The following is a 21,980-nucleotide window of genomic DNA, read 5'->3' on the forward strand; positions in this document are numbered from 1 at the left end:
GACCAGACTCCGGTCATGCGCACCCCAGTCGCCATCGTCGGCGCCGGACCCGCCGGACTGCTCCTGTCGCATCTGCTCGATCTCGCGGGGGTCGAATCGGTGATCGTCGAGACCCGCTCGCGCGAGTACGTCGAAGCGCGGATCCGGGCGGGCATCCTCGAACAGTCCACAGTGGACCTCCTACGCGAGACGGGACTGGGTGAGCGGCTCGACCGCGAAGGCGACGAGCACCGCGGTATCTACCTGCAATGGCCCGAGGAACGCCACCACCTCGACTTCGTGGACCTGGTGGGCCGAAGCGTCACCGTGTACGGCCAGACCGAGGTGACGAAGGACCTCGGCAAGGCGCGCGCGGCGGCCGGGCAGCAGATCCACTACGAAGTCACCGACACCGCCGTACACGACATCGAGACCGAGCGGCCCTACGTCACTTTCACCGACGCGGACGGCGTACAACAGCGGCTGGACGCCGACGTCGTCGCCGGCTGCGACGGCTCCTTCGGTCCTTGCCGCACCGCGATCCCCGACGCCGCCAAGCAGACTTGGGAACGCACCTACCCGTACTCGTGGCTCGGGGTGCTCGCCGACGTCGCCCCGTCGACCGACGAGCTCATCTACGCGTGGCATCCCGACGGTTTCGCCATGCATTCGATGCGCTCTGCGACCGTCAGCAGGCTCTATCTCCAGGTGCCCAATGGCACCGACATCGGCGACTGGTCCGACGACCGGATCTGGGAAGCGCTCGCGGCGCGGCTCGGCCACGGCCAGCATGGCTGGACCCTCACGCCGGGGCCGATCACCGACAAGAGCGTGCTGCCCATGCGCAGTTTCGTGCAGCAGCCCATGCGGCACGGCCGGCTGTTCCTCGCCGGCGACGCCGCCCATATCGTGCCGCCCACCGGCGCGAAGGGGCTCAACCTCGCCGTCGCCGACGTCGCCCTCCTCGCCCCCGCCCTGGCCGCTTCGGTGGGGGACAAGGACTTCGCGCTCGCCGACGCCTACTCCGACACCGCGCTGCGCCGGGTCTGGCGGTGTACGCACTTCTCGTGGTGGATGACGACGATGCTGCACCAATCCGGCGACCCGTTCGACCGGCAGTTGCAGCTTTCGCAGCTGCGATGGCTGGCGCGGAGTGAGGCGGGACGGGCGGGTCTGGCGGAGAACTACGCGGGTTTGCCCATCGGCTTCTGAGTTGCTTAGGACGGCTCTAACGGTCCTTACCACTCACGAGACAGCAGGTCTTCGACTCCCTCGAGGAAGGTTTCACAGATCGGCGCGGGGTCGGACAGGCAGCCGGTGGCCATCGCACCGTCCCGGAGCAGGACGAAGCGCCGGGCCGCGAGTTCGGCCGGACCGCTCCCCACGGGGGCCAGCACCTCGGTGACCACCCGCGCGAACCACTCACGATGGGCGAGGACGGCTTGGTGCACGGGATGAGCCGGATCCGGGTACTCCGACGCGGCGTTGAGGAAGGCGCAGCCGCGGAAACCGGGTGACCGGATGCCCTCCGCGATGTTCCCGGCGATCGCGCGCAGAGTGTCGGGCGCCGCCGCCCCCTTGGCGACGATGGCGTCGATCTGGGCGCGGATCGCCTGGTCGGCTTCCTGCAGGTAGTAGACGATCAGGTCGTCCTTGCCCGGGAAATGCCGGTACAGGGTCGCCCGGGTCACCTTCGCCTCGGCCACGATCCGGTCGATGCCCACGGAGTGGATGCCCTCCGCGTAGAAGAGCCTGGTCGCCGTGGTGAGCAGCCTGGTGCGCGCTTCGGACGCTTGACGTTGAGACATTACGGCCAGCTTACGGGATAGAACGTTCGGTCTTGACCGAACCGCACCCGGCTGCCAGGGTTCAAGTAGACCGAACGTTCTCCTCACCTCACTAGGAGCTTCCGTGAGCAGCCGAACCGCCACCATCGCGCCCACCCTGCGGCGCCTGTACTTCGTTCGTTTCGGCTTCGCGCTCGTGTGGGCCGGCCTACTGTTCACGAGTGCGTCGAAACTCGGACCGGTCAGCATCGCCCTGCTCGTGCTTTACCCGCTTTTCGACGTCGTCGCCGCCGTCATCGACGTTCGCTCCACACAGGACGCGAAGCCCGCACCGGGCCTGTATGTGAACATCGCGATCAGCGCGATCGCCGGCATCGGCCTCGTGTTCGCCGCCGCTTCCGGCATCCCGGCGGTGCTGCGCGTCTGGGGCGCCTGGGCGATCGTGTCGGGTCTCGTCCAGCTCGCCGTCGGCATCGGCCGCCGCGAACTGGGCGGCCAGTGGGCGATGATCGCCAGCGGGGCCATCTCGGCCCTCGCCGGGACTTCCTTCGTCCTGCAGGCCGCCCAACCGGACGCCACACTGCTCAACCTGGCCGGATACGCCTTCCTCGGCGGGGTGTTCTTCCTCGTTTCGGCGATCCGCCTCGGCCGGCTCAGCGGGCGAGGCTGAGCCGCCGTTCCCGATGCGCGGTCATGTACACCGGCGTGTTCACGACCCCGTACCCGTGATACCCGCCGATCCGTTGCACGACCTCGAAGAACACCCGCGAGCCGACCAGTTCGGTGCAGAAGTGCAGGAACTCGCCGGACGAGTCCCGGTCGTACAGCACCGAATTCTCCCGCAGGGCGGCCGAAAACGGCAGATCGAACCGCGCGTCGAGGTCGTCGTAGTAGTTACCGGGGATCGAAAGCAGTGGCGCACCCGCCTCCCGCATGGCCCTCGCGACGGCGATCGCGTCGTCGCACGCGAGGGCGATGTGCTGGGGCGAGGGCACTCCCGGTGCCCACCCCCCTCGCCGCACCAGGGCACTGTCCAAGGTCAGGCGGACGTCCCGGTTCCCGACCGCCCGGCTGCGCACGAGCCCGAACGGCGCCGCGAATTCGGACACCGGTTCGGGCTCCAGGCCGAGTACCGAACGGTAGAACAGCGTCGCCTCGTCGAAGTGGTCGAAGGGCTGGGTCAGGGCGACGTGGTCGATGCCGGTGATCCCCGTCCCCGACGGCGCCGCTCCGGTGGGAACGAAGTCGCGAAGCCATTCTCCGTTGCCACAGAAGAAGACCTCGGTCCCGTCCGGGGCGGCGACGGCGGACAGGTCCGCCTCGTCCGGGCCGTGTTCGCGTGGCAGCACCGGCGCGAGCAGGTCTTCCGCGCGCCGTGCCGATCCGGCCGGGTTGGCGCTGGTCAGGCCGAGCGCGCTGATCGTGCCCTCCGCGGCGGCTTCGTTCACCAGCAACCGCGCCGATCCCTGTCGCCACAAGTTGACCGGTTTCGAGCGATGCGTTCCGACGTGCGTGAAACCGAGTTCCGCGAGCACGGCGCCCGGAACCGCGAGCTCCGCGAAGGCGTGCCCATCCAGCCGGGGCGCCTCGGGAACCGCAAGGGCGCCAACGGATTCGCGCAGAGCCACCAGCGATCGCATGGCGTCGACGGCCGCGGGCCGCGGATCCGCCTGCCGGAAGACGTCGTTGAACACCTCCAGCGAAAGCGGGCCTCGATATCCCGCCGCCAGGACGTGCCCGGTGAACGTGGCCAGGTCGAACGCGCCTTGTCCCGGGAAGAGCCGGTGATGCCTGCTCCAGTGCAGCACGTCCATGTCCAGCAGAGGCGCGTCGGCCAGTTGCAGGAAGAAGATCTTCTCCCCCGGGATCGTCCGGATCGCGCGAGGATCGCTGCGCCGCGACAGGATGTGGAAGCTGTCGAGGCAGACTCCCAACGCCGGATGGTCGGCCCGCCGCACGATGCGCCACGCGTGCTCGTAGGTGTTCACGAACCGGCCCCACGCGAGCGCTTCGTAAGCGACGCGGATTCCGCGCGACGCGGCCATCGAAGCCAGCTCGTGCAGCTGTTCGGCGGCGAGATCGTCGTCGTCGACGGCGTCGGGCGAGACCGACGAACAGACCAGGACGGTGTCGGCCCCGAGCTCGGCCATGAGATCGAACTTCCGCCGCGCCCGGCGGAGGTTCGCGCGGAGCACGTCCGGCGGCACCGCCTCGAAATCGCGGAACGGCTGGTAGAGATCGATCGTGAGGCCGAGGTCGGCGCACAGCCGCCGGATCTCCGACGGCGTCCGCCGGGACGCGATCAGGTCGTTCTCGAAGATCTCGACGCCGTCGAAGCCGGCCGCGGCGGCCGCTGCGAGCTTGTCCTCGAGCGTGCCGGAAAGGCAGACGGTCGCGATGGCGGCGTCACCGGACATGGGCGGGTTTCCCTTCCAGCGCTTCGAAATGCCGGAGCATCCGGTCGGCGTCCGGCTCCGCGCCGGTGAACAGGCGGAACGAGTCCGCCGCCTGGAAGACGACCATTCCGCCACCGTGCAGCGTCCGGCAGCCCCGCTCCCGCGCCTGCTTGAGCAGCGCGGTCTCCAACGGGCGGTAGACGATGTCGGCCACCCACATCCCTGGGCGCAGCGACTCGGCGGGAACGGGCGATCCCGGATACGCGGCCATCCCGGTCGGTGTGGCGTGGACGAGGCCGTCGGCGACACGGATGTCCTCGAGGGAACCGGTGCGGGCCCGGTCGTCGCCGAACCGCCGCAGCAGCGCGGAGACCAGTGTCCCGGCACGCGCCGAGTCGACGTCGTGGACGATCAGCCGCCCGGCCCCCAGCGAGAGCAGGGCATGGGCCACGGCCGCGCCCGCCCCACCCGCGCCGAGGAGGACGACCGTGTCCATCTCGGCGTCCGGCAGGCCCTGGATGAGGTTGCGGGCGAAACCGGTCGCGTCCGTGTTGTACCCGGTGGCGAGCCCCTCGCGGAACACCACCGTGTTGACCGCGCCGAGTGCCGCGGCGTCCGGCGCGACCTCGTCGAGATACGGCAGCACCTGTTGTTTCACGGGATGCGTGATGTTGAGACCGTCGAAGCCCGCGATCCGCGCGGCGGCCAGCACTTCGCCGATCGGCAGCCTCAGCACGTCGAGGTCGAGCCGCCGGTAGAGATAGCGCAGCCCGAGCTCGTCGGCTTCCCGTTCGTGCAGCGCCGGGCTCAGCGACGGGCCGATACCGGTACCGACCAGGCCGATGAGGTAGCTGGTCACCAAGATCCTCCGTTAATGTACGAACTAGTGAGTTCACTGTAGCGCGGACCGGTCGGCACGAGAAGGGCTGCGCTAGAGTGGGGCCTCCACCAGCGGTTCGGAGGGAGTCAGGTGGCCGCACCGTCGTCCGAGGTCGAGCGCCAGCGCGACAAGGAACGCACCCGCGCCGAAATCCTCGCGGTGGCCACCAGGGAATTCGCCGACAAGGGCTACGCCGGCGCCAGGGTGGATGAGATCGCCGCCCGCACGAGCACCACCAAGCGGATGATCTACTACTACTTCGGCGGCAAGGAACAGCTCTACGTCGCCGCGCTCGAACGGGCGTACGCGACCATCCGCGCCCTCGAACAGGACCTCGACGTCGACCATCTCGAACCCGAGGACGCGATCCGCCAGCTCGCCGAGCTCACCTTCGACCACCACGAGGCCAACCCGGACTTCATCCGCCTCGTGAGCATCGAGAACATCCACCACGGCGAGCACATCGCCCGCTCGGAAGCCCTGTCCGGCATGGCGAATCCGGCACTGGACGTGCTCACCCGCATCCTCGACCGCGGCCGTGAAGCCGGCCGGTTCCGCGACGACGTCGACGCGCTCGACGTGCACATGGTGATCAGCTCGTTCTGCGTGTTCCGCCTCGCGAACCGGCACACCTTCTCCGCAATCTTCGGCCGCGACATGCTCGATCCCGCGCGCCGCGATCACTATCGCCTGATGCTGGGCGATCTGGTGATCGACTATCTGACGGCCTGAAATCCCGGCTCTTGACAACCCGGGCACCGTCTCGCAGGCTGTATTAACTAACTAGATCGTACATTGCTGAATCGCACCTTGGAGTGTCGACGTGGCCTCTCCCTCCCCTGTCACGCAAGGCATGCCCCGTAAGGCGGCATCGGCCGCCTGGATCGGCAGTGCCCTGGAGTACTACGACTTCTTCATCTACGGAACCGCCGCCGCACTGGTGTTCAACAAGGTCTTCTTCCCCGCGTCCTCCCCCGCCACCGGAACACTGCTGGCGCTGGCGACCTTCGGCGTCGGCTACCTCGCCCGCCCGGTCGGCGCGTTCGTGCTCGGGCACGTCGGCGACCGGCTGGGCCGCAAGAAGGTCCTGGTGTTCACGCTGGTGCTGATGGGCGTCACGACGTTCCTGGTCGGCTGCCTGCCGACATACGCCTCAGTGGGGGTGCTCGCGCCGGTCCTGCTGGTGATACTTCGCCTCCTGCAAGGGCTTTCGGCCGCCGGGGAGCAGGCGGGCGCCAACTCGATGTCGCTGGAGCACGCGCCTTCCCACCGGCGCGGCTACTACACGAGCTTCACCCTCAGCGGTACCCAGGCCGGCCAGATCCTCGCCACCGCGGTGTTCCTGCCGATCGCCGCGCTCCCCCAGGAGCAGTTGCTCACCTGGGGCTGGCGGATCCCGTTCTGGTGCAGCGCCGTCGTGGTGGTGGTCGGCTTCGTGATCCGCCGCAAGATCGACGAGACGCCGGTGTTCCAACAGAACCGGTCCGACATCGCCAAACTGCCCGTCGCCGTGCTGTTCCGGACGCACTGGAGGGACGTGCTCCGCGTCGTCGTCGCGGCCACCATCGCCTCGGTCAGCACGATCTTCACCGTCTACGCGCTGAGCTACGCGGTCAACACGGTCGGGCTGGAACGCGGGCCGATACTGTGGGTCGGCGTGCTGGCCAACGTCGCCGCGCTACTCGCGATCCCTTTGCTGGCCGGGCTTTCCGACCGAATCGGCCGCAAGCCGGTGTTCATCGCGGGCTGTCTCGCCTGCGCGGTGCTGATCTTCCCGTACCTCTGGTCCATTTCGGACGGTTCGTATCCGCTGATCTTCACCGTCGGCATCCTGCTGTTCGGTGTCGCCTACAGCGCCGTCAACGGGGTGTGGCCGTCGTTCTACGGCGAGATGTTCAGCGCCAGGGTCCGCCTTTCGGGAATGGCGATCGGCACGCAGATCGGGTTCGCCATCGCCGGGTTCGCCCCGAGTGTGGTCGCCGCGATCGGTTCGGCGAAGGATGACTGGCTCGGCGTCGCCGTCTTCACCGCCGCCGTCTGCCTGCTCAGCGCCGCGGCCGCGCTCACCGCACGCGAAACGCACCGCGTCCCCACCGAGGAGCTCGGCGAGACGCACGTTCGCTGGACGAAAGAACCGGCTTCAGCGACGCGTTGCGGGTGAATCGCCCCGGCTCGCCGGCACCGCGCTCGCCGCCCGATCATGGGCGGCGAGCGCGGACCTCATACGGTGACGTCGGTCGAATCCGGTGTGGGCCGGCCACGGGACCGCAGGCCCAGCAGTAGGTCGATCACCAGGAACGCGAGCAGGCTGATCCCGAGCAGCGGCACGAACCAGCCGATCGCGGCGGCGGCGACGAGCAGCCCGGCCACCAGGGCGAGCGGGGCCTTGCGCCACTGACCGCGCGGGATGGGCCGCCCGAAGGTCAGCCCGGTGGCCCGGGTCGGCCTGCGCCGCCACCACATGCGGTAGCCGAGCACGACCAGCGTGACCAGACCGGCGCCGAGCAGGAGCAGCACGATCTGGTTGGGCCAGCCGAACAGCACGCCCATATGCGCGTCGATCCCCCAGCGCGCGAGCTTGGCCATCAGCGGGTAGTCGTCGAACCGCACCTCGTCCAGGATCTGCCCGGTGGTCCCGTCGACCGCGACGGCGTCGACCTGGGTCGGCCAGCCTCGCTCGATCTCCGCGACCTGCCAGGGAGCACCGGGTTTCGCGGGCAGCCCGATCTCCACCGAGGGCGCGTCGATCCCGGCGGCGCGGGCCGAAGCGAGCATCGCGTCCACGCTCTCGGGCTTCGCGGCGGGAATTTCACCGTGACCCGAGTGCCCGGTGTGCCCGGCGTGCTCGTCGGCACCGGTCACCTTCAACGCCGGAGTGGCCCAGCCGAGGGATTCTCGCAGCGCCGAGACGTTCTCACCCGCGTACGCCGACCACGTCAGCCCTGTCGCGGAAAGGAACAGCGCGCCGAGCAGCACCCACAGCCCGACGGTGCCGTGACGGCGCACGGACTTCCCTCGCTCGGACTCGGCCTTCTCGTTCCGGCGGGCGCGGCGGCGGCTCACCCACAGCACGAGACCGCCCAGCGCGACCACCCACAACCAGGACGCGGCCAGTTCGCTGTAGAGCCGTCCCGGTTCGCCGAGCATCAGATTCCGGTGCAGGTGGTCGAGCGTGGTCCGGAACGGCAAGGCACCGCTCGAGCCATACGCGACGAGATCCCCGCGCACCTGCGCGGTGGCGGGATCGACGAAGATCGCGCGTCGTTCGGACTCGCCGAGCCCCTCCTCGGCGAAGAGCACGCGCGTCGTGTCGCCCGGTTCGGGTGCGGGCCGGACGGCGACCAGCTCACCGCCGGGGTTGGCCGCTTGGGCCGCCTTGACCTGGTCGGCGAGGGAGACCTGGTTCAGCCCGACGGGAGCCCGGAGCTGATCGGCGTAGATCCAGGATTCCATCTGCGGCGTCGCCGCGTACAGCACGCCGGTGAGCGCGGCGATGAGGACGAACGGTCCGACGAGAACGCCGGCGTAGAAGTGGAGACGAAGGAAGAGTCCGCGCCAGCCGGACGCGCGCGGTGGGCTGGTGGTCGGTTCGATTCGTGTTGCCATTGGGGAACTCCTGAGGCGTCGGTGGGGAGGCGTGCGCCTGCTCCGCGCGCCGGGGTGGTCACGGCACGCGTGCTGAGCCCTGCCGTGACATGGGGTCTCGGCAGGGTTTCGGGGTTCAGGCGAACGTCACCGGCGGGCCGCGCCGCGAAAGCACGTTTCGCAGGAGCGCCTCGGTCGCGGGGAACTCCAGCGCGAGCGGGACGCGGATCCGCAGCGGCGCCGTCGCCGGCCGCGGGGTCAGGCGGCGCGGAAGGACCGAAGCGATCAGAGCCGTGAGCGCGAAGACGACGTGTTCGGCGCCCGCGAGCACCATCGCCACCACGAGGGTCGCGGCGGCGTGCCCGGCGGCCATGGCCAGGCCGTTGCCGGGGGTCTCGGCGTGATGGGCGTGCGACTGCCAGGTCAGGAAGGTCAAGCAGGCGTGCATCGCCAGCTGCCCGCCCGCCACCAGTCCGAGGATGGCGAGCGGACCGCGACGGCGTCCGGCGAACGCGTACGCCACCCAGCTCAGCAGGGCGACGAGCAGCACGACCACGCCGAGGTCGGGGACGCGTCCGCTGGTCCCGGCGTGGGCACCGGTCGCCAAAGTACCGGTCAGGACCCCCACGGCCCCGCCGCGGAGGCGCCTGACCGGGCCCCGGGACGAGGTCGGCGTGCGCACGGGAGGCAGAGTAGAGCGCGACGGGGCCCGTTGTCTCTCCTTGCTATCGTCACCCCGGTGCTCCGCAGCCTGTCGTTCCTCCGGCTCTGGACCGGGAACACCGCCTCCGGGCTGGCGACCTGGGCCCTGCCGTTCATCCTCGGGCTCGCGGTGTTGGAACGGTCGCTTTCGGCCGTGGACCTGGGCATCGTGCTCGCCGCGCGGACCGCGGGGTTCCTCGTGGCCGTCCCGGTGGCGGGTGTGCTGGCCGACCGGTACTCACGGCGCGGGGTCGTGCTCTGGGCCGGTCTCGTCGCGGGTGCCGCCACTCCCCTGATCGCGGCCGGGATGGGCCGATCGGTCCTGGTGACGGCCGCGGCGGCCGCCGTCGTCGGCGTCGGGCAGGGTGCGTGCCGCCCGGCGTTCCAGGCACTGACCGCGGAAGTGATCGCCGAGGACCGGCGTCAGCAGGCCAACGCCGCGATGACGCTCGCCGTCCGGGTCACGACCCTGGTCGCGCCCGGGCTCACCGCCTTGCTCTCCCAGTTCGCTTCGACGTCGGCCCTGGTCATCGCGACCGGGGTGCTGTGGCTGGGCGCGGCGCTGATCCCACCGCGGGGAACGTTCGCGCCCGCCCCGGCCACGACCAAGACCCGCTTCTTCGGCGAGTTCGCCGACGGCCTCCGCGAAGCCCGCCGTCACCCGTGGTTCCTGGCCGGGCTCGGCGCGCTGACCGCCGTGATCGCGACCGGGTATTCCGCCACCGGCGTCGTGCTGCCCTTGGTCAGCCGCGACCGCTACGACACCGAAGCCGTCCTGGCCGCCGGACTCACCGCGTACACGCTCGGCGCGCTCGCGGGCGCGGTCGTCATCGCACGCTGGCGGCCGGAGCGGCAGGGTTGGGCGGCGCTGATCGGGCTCGGCTGCTACGGCTTCGCGCCGCTGAGCCTGCTGTTCCCGGTGCACCCGGCCTTCGTCGTCGCCGCCTACGCGGTCGCTGGGCTGGGCATCGAACTGTTCAACGTCCCGTGGTTCACCGCGACCCAACGGGAGGTCGAGCCGGGGAAGCTCGCGCGGGTGTCCTCTTTGGACTTCCTGTTCTCCTACGGCCTGGCGCCCGCCGGGCTCGCGCTCATCGCACCCGCGATCGACCGGTTCGGGGCGACGCCGGTGCTGACGGCGTGCGCGGTCGTCTGCTTCGCCGCCCCGGCCGTGGCCGCCCTCGTTCCTTCTTCGCGGGATTTCCGGACCGCCGCACCGATCAAGAGTGTCTAGTTCTTGCGCTCACTTGCGGTAATGTTTCACCCATGACGCGTCGTCTTGCCGAAGTCGCCCGCAAGGTCGGGGTCAGTGAAGCCACGGTCAGCCGGGTGCTCAACGGCCGGTCCGGGGTCTCCGCCGGCACCCGGGCCGCCGTCCTCACCGCGCTGGACGTGATGGGCTACGAACGGCCGACCCAGCTGCGCGGGGATCGCGCCCGCCTGGTCGGACTGGTCCTCCCCGAACTCCAGAACCCCATCTTCCCCGCACTGGCCGAGATCATGGGCAACGCACTGGCCCAGCAGGGCTTCACCCCGGTGCTGTGCACCCGCACCGCGGGCGGCGTCTCCGAGGCGGAGTACGTCGAACTGCTGCTGCAACAGCAGGTTTCCGGTGTCGTGTTCGCCGGCGGGCTCTACGCGCAGGCCGACGCGGTGCACTCCCACTACCACCATCTCGCCGAGCGCCGCCTGCCGACGGTGCTGATCAACGCCGCCGTCGACCACCTCGGGCTGCCGCAGATCTCGTGCGACGACGCGGTCGCCGTCGAGCAGGTCGTCGGGCATCTGAGCTCGCTCGGCCATGAGAAGATCGGTCTCGTCCTCGGCCCGAACGACCACGTGCCGTCGCAGCGCAAACTCGAGGCGTTCCGCGCCTACGCGGCGAAACTCGGGCTCCCGGTCCTGGACGAACTCGTCGAGCACGGCATGTTCTCCATCGAAGGCGGACACGCGGCCGCGGCCAGGCTGTATCCGCGCGGCGCGACGGCCGTCCTGTGCGCGAGCGACCTCCTGGCCCTGGGCGCGATCCGCGCGGCCCGGCGGCAGGGATTGTCGGTGCCCGAAGACATCTCGGTGGTGGGCTACGACGATTCGGCCCTGATGAACTGCACCGACCCGCCGCTCACCACGACCCGTCAGCCGATCGAGGCGATGGGCCGCGCCGTGGTCGAACTGCTGGTCAAGCGCATAAACGGTGGTGAGGTCGCGGCCGAGGAGCTGTTGTTCGCCCCCGAACTCGTCGTCCGGGGCTCCACCGCCCGCCGCACTTAGCCAGCCGACTGCGGGATCCCCCAGCGCGCGAAGGCCCCCTTCCCTCGGCTCAGTCGAGGGAAGGGGGCCTTCACGCGCTTGAGGCACCTCCGGACAGTGTCTGTCGCAAAGTTGCAAGTTCTCATCCAGTTATTGCGTAAATCACGGGCTTCACTTTAGAGTGACCGCAATCACGTGACAGCCGTCGCGATCCCGAGATGAGGCTTGAAGATGAGCAGCACTTGGTCCCCCACCGTGCGCCGCCGGATGTTCTGCCTGCTCCTCGCGGGTGGACTCACCCTGGGGGTGGCCGCCTGCGGTTCCGGTTCCGGTGAAAGCACCGGGGGCAAGGTCAAGATCACCGTGACCGGCCAGCCCCCGACCAGCCAGCCGTTCGAGCGCGGCGTGTTCGACGCCGACGTCAAGGAGTTCGAGGAGTCCCACCCGGACATCGACATCGAGCCCCACGAGGGGTTCATGGATCCGAAGACGTTCTCCGCCAAGCTCGCCGGCGGGCAGCTCGAAGACGTCTACTACGTCTACTTCACCGACCCGGCGCAGATCATCGCGCGCCGCCAGGCCGCCGACATCACCGAAGCGGCCAAGGGCCTGAAGAACTTCGGCGACATCAAACCGGAATTACTGGACAACTTCCGGGACGCCGACGGCAAGCTCTACGGCCTGCCGACGATGAACTACAGCATGGGCCTGGTCTACAGCCGCCCGCTGTTCCAGAAGGCCGGGCTCGACCCGAACAAACCGCCGCGGACCTGGGACGAGGTCCGTGCGGCCGCGAAGAAGATCGCCGCGCTGGGCAACGGCACCGTCGGATACGCCGACTACAGCAAGAACAACCAGGGCGGCTGGCACCTGACCGCGTGGCTCTACTCGATGGGCAGCGAGGTCGCCCGCAAGGACGGCGACAAATGGGTCGCCGCGTTCGACAACGACAAGGCCAAGGCCGCCCTGAACCAGCTGCGCGCCATGCGGTGGGAAGACGACACCATGGGCAGCAAGCAGCTGCTCGAAGCCCAAGACGTCCAGCGCATGATGGGCGCGGGCCAGCTCGGCATGTACATGGCCGCCCCGGACAACGTGCCGGTGCTGGTCAAGCAGTTCAACGGCAAGTACGAGGACTACGGCGTCGCCGGGATGCCGGGCGGGCAGGGCACGCTGCTCGGCGGCGAGGGCTACATGATCAACCCCAAGGCCTCGCCGGAGAAGATCAAGGCCGGCCTGGAATGGGTCCGCTGGAAGTACCTCAACCCGGAGCGCTTCGAGAAGCACGTCCAGCAGTACGTCGACGGCAAGCAGCCGGTGGGCCTGCCCGCCGAGCCGACCCCGGACGTCTGGCAGGGGGCCGTCCGTGACCAGCAGCTCGCGATCAAGGCCAAGCACGCCAACGTTCCCGCCGAGAACTATCAGTCCTATGTAGACGCAAGTTCGCGGATCAAGGGCAGTATCGAACCGCCGAACGCGCAGCAGGTCTACGCCATCCTGGACAGTGTGATGCAGGCGGTGCTCACCGATCGGAACGCGAATATCGATCAGCAGCTGTCGTCGGCCGTGTCGAAGGTCAACAGTGTCCTCGCCCAGGTCAAGTAGCGTCCTCGACTGGCCCGCGGCAGCGTCGTCGCGGGCCGGTCGCCCGGTCGCTTCGGCCGCCGAACGCCGCCGGAACCGGTTGCGCCGCAAGCTCAAGGAGAACCTCACCGCGTACGGCCTGTTGTGCGCCGCGCTCGTGGTGTTCGCGCTGTTCTCCTGGTACCCGATCGTGCGCGGGGTGCTGCTGAGCTTCCAGCAGGTCGACTTCGTCAACCCGCCCACCTGGGTCGGGTTCGACAACTTCACCCGCCTGTTCGAAGACCCGCTGTTCGGCGTCGCCTGGCGCAACACGCTGTTGTTCACCGTGCTCGCGCTGGTCTTCGGGTTCGTGGTGCCGTTCGTGACCGCCGTGCTGCTCAACGAACTGCGGCACGCCAAGGCGTTCTTCCGGCTCGCCGTCTACCTGCCGGTGATGCTGCCGCCGGTGGTCACCGCCCTGATGTGGAAGTGGTTCTACGACCCGGGCGCCGGTCTGTTCAACTCCGCGCTCGGCGCCGTGGGCCTGCCCGGCGGCCAGTGGCTCGACTCGAGCGACACGTCGATGCTGTCGCTGGTGTTCGTGTCGACGTGGGCGAACATGGGCAGCACCACGCTGATCTACCTCGCCGCGCTCGGCACCATCCCCGGTGAGCTCTACGAAGCCGCGGAACTGGACGGCGCCGGACTGTGGAAACGCCTCATCCACGTCACGCTGCCGCAGACCCGGTTCGTGTTGCTGGTGCTGCTGTTGCTGCAGGTCGTCGCGACCATGCAGGTGTTCACCGAGCCGTATGTGATGACCGGCGGTGGCCCGGACGACTCGACCGTCACCGTGCTCCTGCTGCTGTACCGCTACGCCTTCGTCTACAACGACTTCGGCTCGGCCAGCGCGTTGAGCCTGCTGCTGTTCGTCGCGCTCGGGGTGTTCTCCGCGTTGTACGTGCGCCTGACCCGGAAGGCGGATCAGTCATGAGGACGCTCGTCTCCCCCAGCACGCTCCGCAGCCCCGGCGGCAGGATCGGGTACGCCGTGATCTTCGGCTGCACCCTGCTCCTGTTCGTCATCGCATTCCTGTTCCCGTTGTACTGGGCGGTGACCGGCGCGATGAAGTCACCGCAGGAACTGGCGCAGACACCGGCGACGTTCATCCCGACCGAATGGCATCCGGGGACCTTCGCCGACGCCTGGGACCAGCTGAGCCTCGGCAAGTACTTCCTCAACACCGTCGTCGTCGCGGGCGGCGCCTGGCTGGCCCAGCTGGCCATCGACGTCCCCGCGGCGTTCGCGTTGTCGAAGCTGCGGCCGAAGTTCGGCAACGTCGTGCTCGGGCTGATGCTCGTGACGTTGATGCTCCCGGCGGCGGCGCTGCTGGTGCCCACCTACGTGACGATCACCGACCTGCCGCTGCTGAACGTCAATCTGATCAACTCGCCGGCGGCGGTCTGGCTGCCCGCCGCGGCGAACGCGTTCAACATCTACCTGCTGAAACGGTTCTTCGACCAGATCCCGGACGAGCTGATCGAGGCCGCGCGGCTCGACGGCGCGGGACCGGTGCGCACGCTGTGGCGCATCATCCTGCCGATCTCCCGGCCGATCCTCGCCGTGGTGTCGATCCTCGCGGTGGTGGCCGCGTGGAAGGACTTCATCTGGCCGCTGCTGGTGTTCCCGGACACCGAGAAGCAGACGCTGTCGGTGATGCTGCAGCGGGTGGCCATCGACATGCCGCTGAACGTGCTCGTCGCCGGCATGGTGCTGGCCAGCCTGCCGATGGTGGCGCTGTTCCTGGCGTTCCAGCGGCACATCCTCGCCGGTCTCACCGCCGGCAGCCTCAAAGGCTGAATTCTTCGCCGCATTTCGGGGTATCCACGAACAACTGAGGAGGGCACTTCCGTGACCGCATTGGGGCAGTCCGCCGGATGGTGGCGGAGCGCGGCGATCTACCAGGTCTACATCCGCAGTTTCGCGGACGGGAACGGCGACGGTGTCGGCGATCTCGCCGGCGTCCGCGCACGGCTGGACTACCTGGCCGAACTGGGGATCGACGCGATCTGGTTCACCCCGTGGTATCCGTCGCCGATGGACGACGGCGGTTACGACGTCGCCGACTTCCGGGAGATCGACCCGCTCTTCGGCACGCTCGCCGAAGCGGAGGACCTGATCGCCGCGGCCCACGCCAAGGGGATCCGCGTGATCATCGACATCGTGCCGAACCACTGCTCCGACGAGCACCGCTGGTTCAAGGACGCACTCGCCGCCGAGCCGGGATCACCGGAGCGGCAACGGTTCTGGTTCCGGCCGGGCCGGGGGCCGGACGGCTCCGAGCCGCCGAACAACTGGAAGTCGCGCTTCGGCGGCTCCGCGTGGACGCGGGTCCCGGACGGCGAGTGGTACCTGCACCTGTACAGCTCGCGCCAGCCGGACTTCAACTGGGACAACCAGGACATCCGCGCCGATTTCGAGGACGTGCTGCGGTTCTGGTTCGACCGCGGGGTCGACGGCTTCCGCATCGACGTCGCCGACGGGCTGGTGAAGGACCCGCGGCTGCCCGACGTCGATCCCGGCGACGAGACGCCGTTCTCCGACCAGGAAGGGCTGCACGAGATCTACCGGTCGTGGCGCAAGATCGCCGACAGCTACCCGGGCGACCGGGTGATGGTCGGTGAGATGTGGCTGCCGGACATGTCGCGGGCCGCCCGATACCTGCGCCGCGACGAACTGCACGCGGCGTTCAACTTCGACTTCCTGGTGTGCCCGTGGGATTCCGCGCGGTTCCGCGACGTCATCGAGCGGACGCTGGCGGCGCACGACGAGGTCGGCGCGCCCGCGGCCTGGGTGCTGTCGAACCACGACGTCACCCGGCACGTGACCAGGTACGGCCGCGAAGGCGACACCGGATTCGCGTTCGCCGACCGGCTGCACGGCACGCCGGTGGACCGTGAACTCGGGACCCGGCGGGCACGGGCGGCGGCGTTGCTGACCATGGCGCTACCCGGTGGTCTGTACGTCTACCAAGGGGAAGAGCTCGGGCTGTGGGAGATCGAGGAGATCCCGGACGAGCTGCGCCAGGATCCGGTGTGGACCCGGACGAACGGCGCCGATCCCGGCCGGGACGGCTGCCGGGTCCCGCTCCCCTGGTCCGGTGACGCGCCGCCGTTCGGTTTCGGCGCCGGCGGGACGTGGCTGCCCCAGCCCGCAGAATGGCGCTCCAGCACGGCGGAGGCGCAGGCGGCCGATCCGGCGTCGATGCTCCGGCTCTACCGCGCCGGTCTGCGCCTGCGGAGCGAACTTCCCGCGCTCGGCCCCGGCGAGCTGGAGTGGCTGGCACTGGGCGACGGCGTGCTGGCGTTCACCCGGCAGCCGGGTTTCACCTTCGTGCTGAACTTCTCGGACAATCCGGTGGCGTTGCCGCCGCACCGCGAAGTGCTCATGGCCAGCGGTCCCGTCGAGGGCGGACTCCCGACGGACACGGCGGTGTGGCTGCGCACCTGATCAACGACCGGCCGTGACCCGGCTGATCCGGCCGCGTATCCGCGCGCGGCCCGCCGGGTCACGCCACCGGAGGTGGTGGTCGAGCGCCTCGCGGAGCACACCGCCGAGGACGAGGCCGTGGGTGGCGGTCTCGACGCAGGGGTGGTCGCGGAGCCAGTCGAACAGCTCCGACGACCGTCCTCCCGGCAGCACGGACCGGAGGAGGTCTTCGGTGGTGTGCTCCGCTTGCGCGCACACGTACATCGCCCACCGATGTGCCTCCGTCGGCGGATCACCGGCTAGATGCGCGTAAACCGTGTCCACCACGTAGCGTGCCGCGTCGGACCGCGTCGATCTGCCGACTTCGGCGGCCAGCGAGAGCGCGAACGGATTGCCCGCCGCGAAGTCCACAATGGACTTACGTCGCGCGGGGTCGACACCGCGTGCTTCGAGCAGCGCCACGGACTCGTTCTCGCTCAAGGCTCCGAGCTTCCGGATCCGGATCCTCCCCGCCCACGCCGGATCGACCAGCAATGTGGCGGGCGGCCCGGTCCGGCCCGCGATCACGACCGTGGCGTCTTCGGGCAGTCGGCGCAGGACGCCCGCCGGATCGTCGAGCCCGTCGTACAGCCGCACGGGCTTGCCCATGGCCGCCGCGTCGTCGGCGAACTTCCGCAGCAGGGTCGACTTCCCGATGCCGGGCGGCCCGGTCAGGAACAGGACCTCGGCGCCCTTGGCCGGGTCTCGCGCGAGCAGCCGCCGGAATTCCGCGCGTTCGCGCTCGCGTCCGACGAACAGCGGCGCCGGGTCGCGAAGCCTGGGCGCCGGATCGTCCTCGGCGCGTAGCACCTTCTCGTGCAGCGCCCGAAGTTTCGGCCCGGGCCGGACTCCGAGTTCTTCGTCGAACAGGTCGTGGATCGAGCGGTACAGTTCGAGCGCCTCAGCCCGTCGCCCGCCTCGATGAAGGGCGAGAAGGTAGATCTCGTAAAGCGGTTCCTCGAGGCGGTTCCGCTCGATCAGCACGGGTACCTCGGCCATCACCTCGTCGTGTTCCCCGAGTTCGAGGCGCAGCCGGAGCAGCTCCTGGGTGGCGGTCAGTTTCAGTCGTTCCAGGCGCGCACGCTCCTGTTCGGCCGCTTCACCGGGGACGCCGGCCAGCGCCGTTCCGGTCCACAGACCGAGCGCGCGTTCCAGCAGCTTCGCCGCCGTGTCCACGTTGTGCGCCTGCCGCGCACTCTCGACCAGCCCGGCGAATTCGACGGCGTCCACCTCGAACCGATCCGGGTCCAGCCGGTAGCCGCCGGACCGCGAGACGATCGCCGAGCCAAGACCCTGCAAGGAGAGCAGCCGCCGGAGGCGGGAGATGTAGGTGCGGATGACGGCCTCTCCGGTGGCAGGTGCCCGCTCGCCCCAGAGTCCGTCGATCAGCTCACCGGTCCGGACGAAACTGCCCGCGTTGGCCAGCAGCAGCATCAAGACGGCCTGCTGCTGCGGCGAGCCGAGGTCGAGCCGGGTGCCGCCGCTGGTGAAACCGGGCGGGCCGAGCACGGTGAAGCGATACCGGACTTCCTGCGGCAGGCTGGACATGAACGCGAAGGTAGGCGGGTGCGCGCGACGGCGGCGAGCGTCGGACGACGTCATCGGCGTACGTCGTCCAGCCATGACGTACAGGAATGACGTCATCCGACGGTCGCCGCCGTCAGGCCTGGATTCCTACGGTTGCGGCATGTCTGAAACCACGTACACCGCCGTCGCCACTTCGACCGCGGAAGGCCGCAATGGCGGCCGGGCGACCTCCGACGACGGCGTGCTCGACGTCGGCCTCGCCGTCCCCAAGGCCTTCGGCGGCTCCGGCGACGGCACGAACCCCGAGCAGCTGTTCGCCGCCGGCTGGGCGTCGTGCTTCGTCGGCGCCGTCCGCCGCGTCGCGGGCGTCAAGAAGGTCAAGCTGGAGGACCTCGCCGTCGTCGCGGAGGTGACGCTGCACCACGACACCGAGGCGGGCGAGTTCCACCTGAGCGCCGCGCTGCACCTGGAGGCCACCGGTATCGACCAGGCCACCGCCGACGAGCTGGTCCAGGGCGCGCACCAGGTGTGCCCGTACTCCAAGGCGACGCGGGGGAACGTCGAGGTCACCCTGGACGCCACGGTCGCGTGACCCATCGCTCTCGTGAGTGGTAAGCCCTGAGGGTCTGGAGGCGGTGTCGCGAAAGCCACTTTCGAGACGTCTGATGTCCCGAAAGTGGCTTTCGCGACATGCTCACCAGGACGGTGTCGGGCCCGCCGAGTACATGAAGGCCCCGAATCAAACCTCAGCCGGAAGCCAGTAGGTACCTGAGACACCCACGGTTCTAACCGTNGGGTCTGGCGGCGGTGTCGCGAAAGCCACTTTCGAGACGTCTGATGTCCCGAAAGTGGCTTTCGCGACATGCTCACCAGGACGGTGTCGGGCCCGCCGAGTACATGAAGGCCCCGAATCAAACCTCAGCCGGAAGCCAGTAGGTACCTGAGACACCCACGGTTCTAACCGTCCTTACCACTCACGAGGCCCAAGGCTTTCTTGAGTTCCGCCCGCGAACTCACCCCGAGCTTGGGGAAGATCCGGTGCAGATGTGTGCCGACCGTCCGGTGCGACAGGTAGAGCCGCTGCCCGATCTCCCGGTTCGTCAGGCCCTCCGCGGCCAGCTGCACGATGCTCAGCTCGTGCGGCGTCAGCTTCTCCCGCGCGTCGGGGCCGCGGTTGGGGCTGGACTCCCCCGCGCTCCGCAATTCCCGGCGCGCGCGCTCGGCCCACGCGGTCATGCCGAGCGCGTCGAACGTCTCCCGCGCGGTTCGTAGATGCGCCCGCGAGTCGACGGCCCGCCGCTGCCGCCGTAGCCATTCGCCGTAGGCCAGGTGCAGTCGCCCGCGTTCGGCGGGCCAGCCGTCCAGCTCCGCCCCCAGCGCGGTCTCGAACAATTCGTCACTCGGTTCGAGCACGGCGCGGGCGAAGCGCAGACCGATGTGCAACGCGGGCGCCGGGGTCCTCAGTGCGAGCTGTTCCATCTCCGCGACGATCTCGCGCAGCGCGTCGACCTGGCCCGCCCGGACCGCGACCTCGGTGAGTTCCGCGACGAAGTACACGCGCAACGCCTGCTGGAAGGCGGGATCGGCAGGGTCGAACAGTCGCCGCAGATCGGCGAACGCGTCGTCGAAACGGCCCTCGCTCGACGCGGCGATCCCTCTGGCGAGCTGCACGGTCGCCAGCACCGGCCGGGCACCGGCGGCGAGCGCGGTCCGTTCGGCCTCGTCGGCCAGCGCCTTGGCCTGTTTGTGTTCACCCCGCAGTGCCGCGATCTCGGCCTGGACGGCGGTGGCGAGGCCGTACATGAACGGCTGCCCGGTCTCCTTGGCGAATTTGGCCGCTTCCGCCGCGACCGGCACGGCCGCGGCGAGGTCACCGAGCCGGACCCGGCTCCACGCCTGGACCGCCAGCGCTCGCGGCAGGAGGCCGAGCCTGCCTTGTGCCCGCAGCCCCGGCGCCGCGGCCGCCGAGAACCGGGCCGCCAGATCGACCGCGCCGACCTGCAGCGACGCGCTGCCGAGGAACCGGTCGACCTCGGGATCGGCGCCGCTGCCGGCGGCCAGTTCACGCAGCTCGCCGAGCACCGATCCGGCCCGGTCGAACGGCGCCACGTACGCGGCGACGGCGACCAGGCGCGGGTCCGAGTTCTCGACCGGGAGGCGGTCCGCGACGGACAGCAGCGTGCGCCGCGCGTCCTCGCCGGGTTCGGCCCAGAAGCAGCGCATGGCGGCACCCCACAGGACGCGCATCGCCGGATCCGGCTGTCCGTCCTCCGCGACCGATTCGGCCAGCCGCGCCAGTTCCGCGATGCGCGACAGGTCGTCGCGGACACCGTCCTCGAACCCGCTGAGCAACCAGCTCGCCGTCGCTCGTTGCCGCGGCGTCAGCTTTCCCGCACGTGCGTCCCGGACGAGCCGTTCCGCCGTCTCGCGGCCGCCGGATTCGACGGCCAGCTCCGCCGCGCGCAGCAACCGGTCCGCCCGCCGTTGCGGATCGGCGCTCATCAGCGCCGCTTGTTCCAGCGCGGCGACGGCGGCCGTCGCTCCGCCGCGCTGCCGGGCGCGATCGGCGGCGTGCTCCAGTTCGCGGGCCACGTCCTCGTCGGCGCCGGTCGCGGCGGCCGCCCGATGCCAGGCGCTGCGATCCGGCTGCCCGCGGAGGACCTCGGCGAGGGTCAGGTGCGCGCGGCGCAGTTCCTCGGACGGCACCGAAGCCGGGATCGCCGAGCGCATCAACGGATGCCGGAACGACACCGCCCGGGCTTCGAGGTCGATCAGCCGGGCTTCGTCCGCCGGTGCCAGCGCCGACGGCTCGACGTCTTCGCCCAGCAAAGCGCCCGCCGCCGCGAGTGTCTCGGCGAGCGAGCCCGTCTCGTTGAGGGCGGCGACCAGCACCGTCGTGCGGGCCGGTTCGGGCAGCGCGGTGAACCGGGCCCCGAACGTTCGCTCGAGCCGTTCGGTCAGCGGCAGCACGGGTTCGGGCATTTCGGTCACGGCCGACGGCAACTCGGTCAGGGCCAGCGGATTCCCGGCCGCCTCCGCGAGCACCCGGGACCGGACCGGCGAGGAAAGGCCGGGGGCGACGGAGTCGAGCAACTCGGCCGCCACGTCGCCGGGAAGGCGCTCCAAGTCCATTGAGGACAGTCCCGCGTCACGCAGCGGCGACGGCTCCCCGTCCCGGATGGTCGCGACCAGCACGATCGGCTCCGTCTCGATCCGCCTGGCGACGAACGCGAGCGCGTCGGCACTCTCGCGATCCATCCAGTGGACGTCCTCGGCGACGATCAGCAACGGCTTGGCCGCCGCTTCGTCCGACAGCAGCGTCAACGCGGCGAGCCCGACCAGGTACGCGTTGGGCTCGTCCGCTTCGGCGAGCCCCAGCGCCGCCCAGAGCGCGGAACGCTGCGGCGCGGGCAGCGTGTCGGCACCGGCCCGGACGGGATGGAGCAGCTGGTGCAGGGCGGCGTACGCGAAGTTCCGTTCGGCCTCGACGCCGGTCGTGCGCAACACCCGCAGGCCCCCGACCGTCGCCGCGGCCACCGCCTCCGCCACGACGGCGGACTTGCCGATGCCCGGTTCGCCCTGGATGAGGACACCACCGCAGCCCGCGGCCGGGCCGTCGACGAGCTCGGCCAGGTCCTTCAGTTCGGCTTCCCGTCCGATAAGCGGCATGGTGCGGCATTCCTCCCGTCGGCCGTGGGCGGCCGCCCGTCCGACGATACCCAAACGGTCCCGTTAGGACTCCCCGGCGGCGTCCACCGGATGTAGACGGCGTGTCAACACGAT

18 protein-coding genes are annotated in these 21,980 nt (G+C 69.8%); 11 read left to right on the forward strand and 7 right to left on the reverse strand.

All coding sequences use genetic code 11. The features are described 5' to 3' along the window. The first annotated feature begins 15 nt into the window (after positions 1-15). On the forward strand, positions 16-1,191 hold the full coding sequence (locus ACXIZN_RS14655) for a 4-hydroxybenzoate 3-monooxygenase (RefSeq protein WP_457955015.1): 1,176 nt from the start codon (positions 16-18) through the stop codon (positions 1,189-1,191). A 26-nt stretch (positions 1,192-1,217) separates the two neighbouring features. Here the strand turns inward: ACXIZN_RS14655 and ACXIZN_RS14660 are convergent, their stop codons facing one another. After that, on the reverse strand, positions 1,218-1,787 hold the full coding sequence (locus ACXIZN_RS14660) for a TetR/AcrR family transcriptional regulator (protein WP_457955016.1): 570 nt from the start codon (positions 1,785-1,787) through the stop codon (positions 1,218-1,220). 103 nt (positions 1,788-1,890) lie between these two features. On the opposite strand from ACXIZN_RS14660, the gene ACXIZN_RS14665 reads away from it, so the two are divergent. Beyond that, entirely contained in the window at positions 1,891-2,436 is a 546-nt protein-coding gene (locus tag ACXIZN_RS14665; protein ID WP_126732239.1) for a hypothetical protein, read from the forward strand. Here ACXIZN_RS14665 and ACXIZN_RS14670 read toward each other — a convergent pair. Both ACXIZN_RS14670 and ACXIZN_RS14675 read right to left on the reverse strand, forming a co-directional pair. Beyond that, complete coding sequence (locus tag ACXIZN_RS14670) at positions 2,420-4,183, reverse strand: bifunctional sugar phosphate isomerase/epimerase/4-hydroxyphenylpyruvate dioxygenase family protein (protein ID WP_457955018.1); 1,764 nt, start codon at positions 4,181-4,183, stop codon at positions 2,420-2,422. The genes ACXIZN_RS14665 and ACXIZN_RS14670 overlap by 17 nt on opposite strands. Continuing rightward, on the reverse strand, positions 4,173-5,021 hold the full coding sequence (locus ACXIZN_RS14675; protein WP_457955019.1) for a shikimate dehydrogenase: 849 nt from the start codon (positions 5,019-5,021) through the stop codon (positions 4,173-4,175). Before ACXIZN_RS14675 ends, ACXIZN_RS14670 begins: the two co-directional genes overlap by 11 nt. A gap of 111 nt (positions 5,022-5,132) precedes the next feature. Between ACXIZN_RS14675 and ACXIZN_RS14680 the strand changes: the two genes are divergently transcribed. Both ACXIZN_RS14680 and ACXIZN_RS14685 read left to right on the forward strand, forming a co-directional pair. Further along, positions 5,133-5,774 (forward strand): TetR/AcrR family transcriptional regulator, encoded by a 642-nt coding sequence (locus ACXIZN_RS14680; protein ID WP_126732242.1) that lies wholly within the window; start codon positions 5,133-5,135, stop codon positions 5,772-5,774. A gap of 121 nt (positions 5,775-5,895) precedes the next feature. Further along, positions 5,896-7,203 carry an MFS transporter gene (locus ACXIZN_RS14685; RefSeq protein ID WP_457960519.1) on the forward strand — a complete coding sequence of 436 codons (1,308 nt, stop codon included), beginning with the start codon at positions 5,896-5,898 and terminating at the stop codon, positions 7,201-7,203. 59 nt (positions 7,204-7,262) lie between these two features. Here ACXIZN_RS14685 and ACXIZN_RS14690 read toward each other — a convergent pair whose 3' ends face one another. After that, positions 7,263-8,648, reverse strand: a complete 1,386-nt coding sequence (locus tag ACXIZN_RS14690; protein ID WP_457955021.1) for a PepSY-associated TM helix domain-containing protein — start codon at positions 8,646-8,648, stop codon at positions 7,263-7,265. Between the two features lie 115 nt (positions 8,649-8,763). Further along, entirely contained in the window at positions 8,764-9,309 is a 546-nt protein-coding gene (locus ACXIZN_RS14695; RefSeq protein WP_457955022.1) for a hypothetical protein, read from the reverse strand. A gap of 57 nt (positions 9,310-9,366) precedes the next feature. On the opposite strand from ACXIZN_RS14695, the gene ACXIZN_RS14700 reads away from it, so the two are divergent. From ACXIZN_RS14700 to ACXIZN_RS14725, 6 genes are all read left to right on the forward strand, one after another. After that, complete coding sequence (locus ACXIZN_RS14700; RefSeq protein ID WP_457955024.1) at positions 9,367-10,563, forward strand: MFS transporter; 1,197 nt, start codon at positions 9,367-9,369, stop codon at positions 10,561-10,563. A gap of 32 nt (positions 10,564-10,595) precedes the next feature. Further along, positions 10,596-11,600, forward strand: a complete 1,005-nt coding sequence (locus tag ACXIZN_RS14705; protein WP_126732246.1) for a LacI family DNA-binding transcriptional regulator — start codon at positions 10,596-10,598, stop codon at positions 11,598-11,600. 210 nt (positions 11,601-11,810) lie between these two features. Continuing rightward, entirely contained in the window at positions 11,811-13,184 is a 1,374-nt protein-coding gene (locus ACXIZN_RS14710; RefSeq protein WP_457955025.1) for an ABC transporter substrate-binding protein, read from the forward strand. Next, positions 13,162-14,136, forward strand: a complete 975-nt coding sequence (locus tag ACXIZN_RS14715; protein ID WP_457955026.1) for a carbohydrate ABC transporter permease — start codon at positions 13,162-13,164, stop codon at positions 14,134-14,136. The genes ACXIZN_RS14710 and ACXIZN_RS14715 overlap by 23 nt, the downstream gene beginning before the upstream one ends. Beyond that, positions 14,133-15,002 carry a carbohydrate ABC transporter permease gene (locus ACXIZN_RS14720; RefSeq protein ID WP_457955027.1) on the forward strand — a complete coding sequence of 290 codons (870 nt, stop codon included), beginning with the start codon at positions 14,133-14,135 and terminating at the stop codon, positions 15,000-15,002. Before ACXIZN_RS14715 ends, ACXIZN_RS14720 begins: the two co-directional genes overlap by 4 nt. 51 nt (positions 15,003-15,053) lie before the next feature. Further along, positions 15,054-16,652: a glycoside hydrolase family 13 protein gene (locus ACXIZN_RS14725; RefSeq protein WP_457955029.1), complete on the forward strand. Its 1,599-nt coding sequence runs from the start codon at positions 15,054-15,056 to the stop codon at positions 16,650-16,652. Here ACXIZN_RS14725 and ACXIZN_RS14730 read toward each other — a convergent pair whose 3' ends face one another. Next, positions 16,653-18,218, reverse strand: coding sequence for a BTAD domain-containing putative transcriptional regulator (locus tag ACXIZN_RS14730; RefSeq protein ID WP_457955030.1), 1,566 nt, complete (start codon positions 18,216-18,218; stop codon positions 16,653-16,655). It abuts the gene before it with no gap. Positions 18,219-18,357: 139 nt separating this feature from the next. Here ACXIZN_RS14730 and ACXIZN_RS14735 point away from each other — a divergent pair, with 139 nt between their 5' ends. Further along, a complete protein-coding gene (locus tag ACXIZN_RS14735) occupies positions 18,358-18,789 on the forward strand; it encodes an organic hydroperoxide resistance protein (protein ID WP_034316469.1) in 432 nt (143 codons plus the stop codon). A gap of 365 nt (positions 18,790-19,154) precedes the next feature. Here ACXIZN_RS14735 and ACXIZN_RS14740 read toward each other — a convergent pair whose 3' ends face one another. After that, entirely contained in the window at positions 19,155-21,866 is a 2,712-nt protein-coding gene (locus ACXIZN_RS14740; RefSeq protein WP_457955031.1) for a helix-turn-helix transcriptional regulator, read from the reverse strand. Positions 21,867-21,980: the final 114 nt, after the last annotated feature.

Source organism: Amycolatopsis sp. TRM77291 (assembly GCF_054166285.1).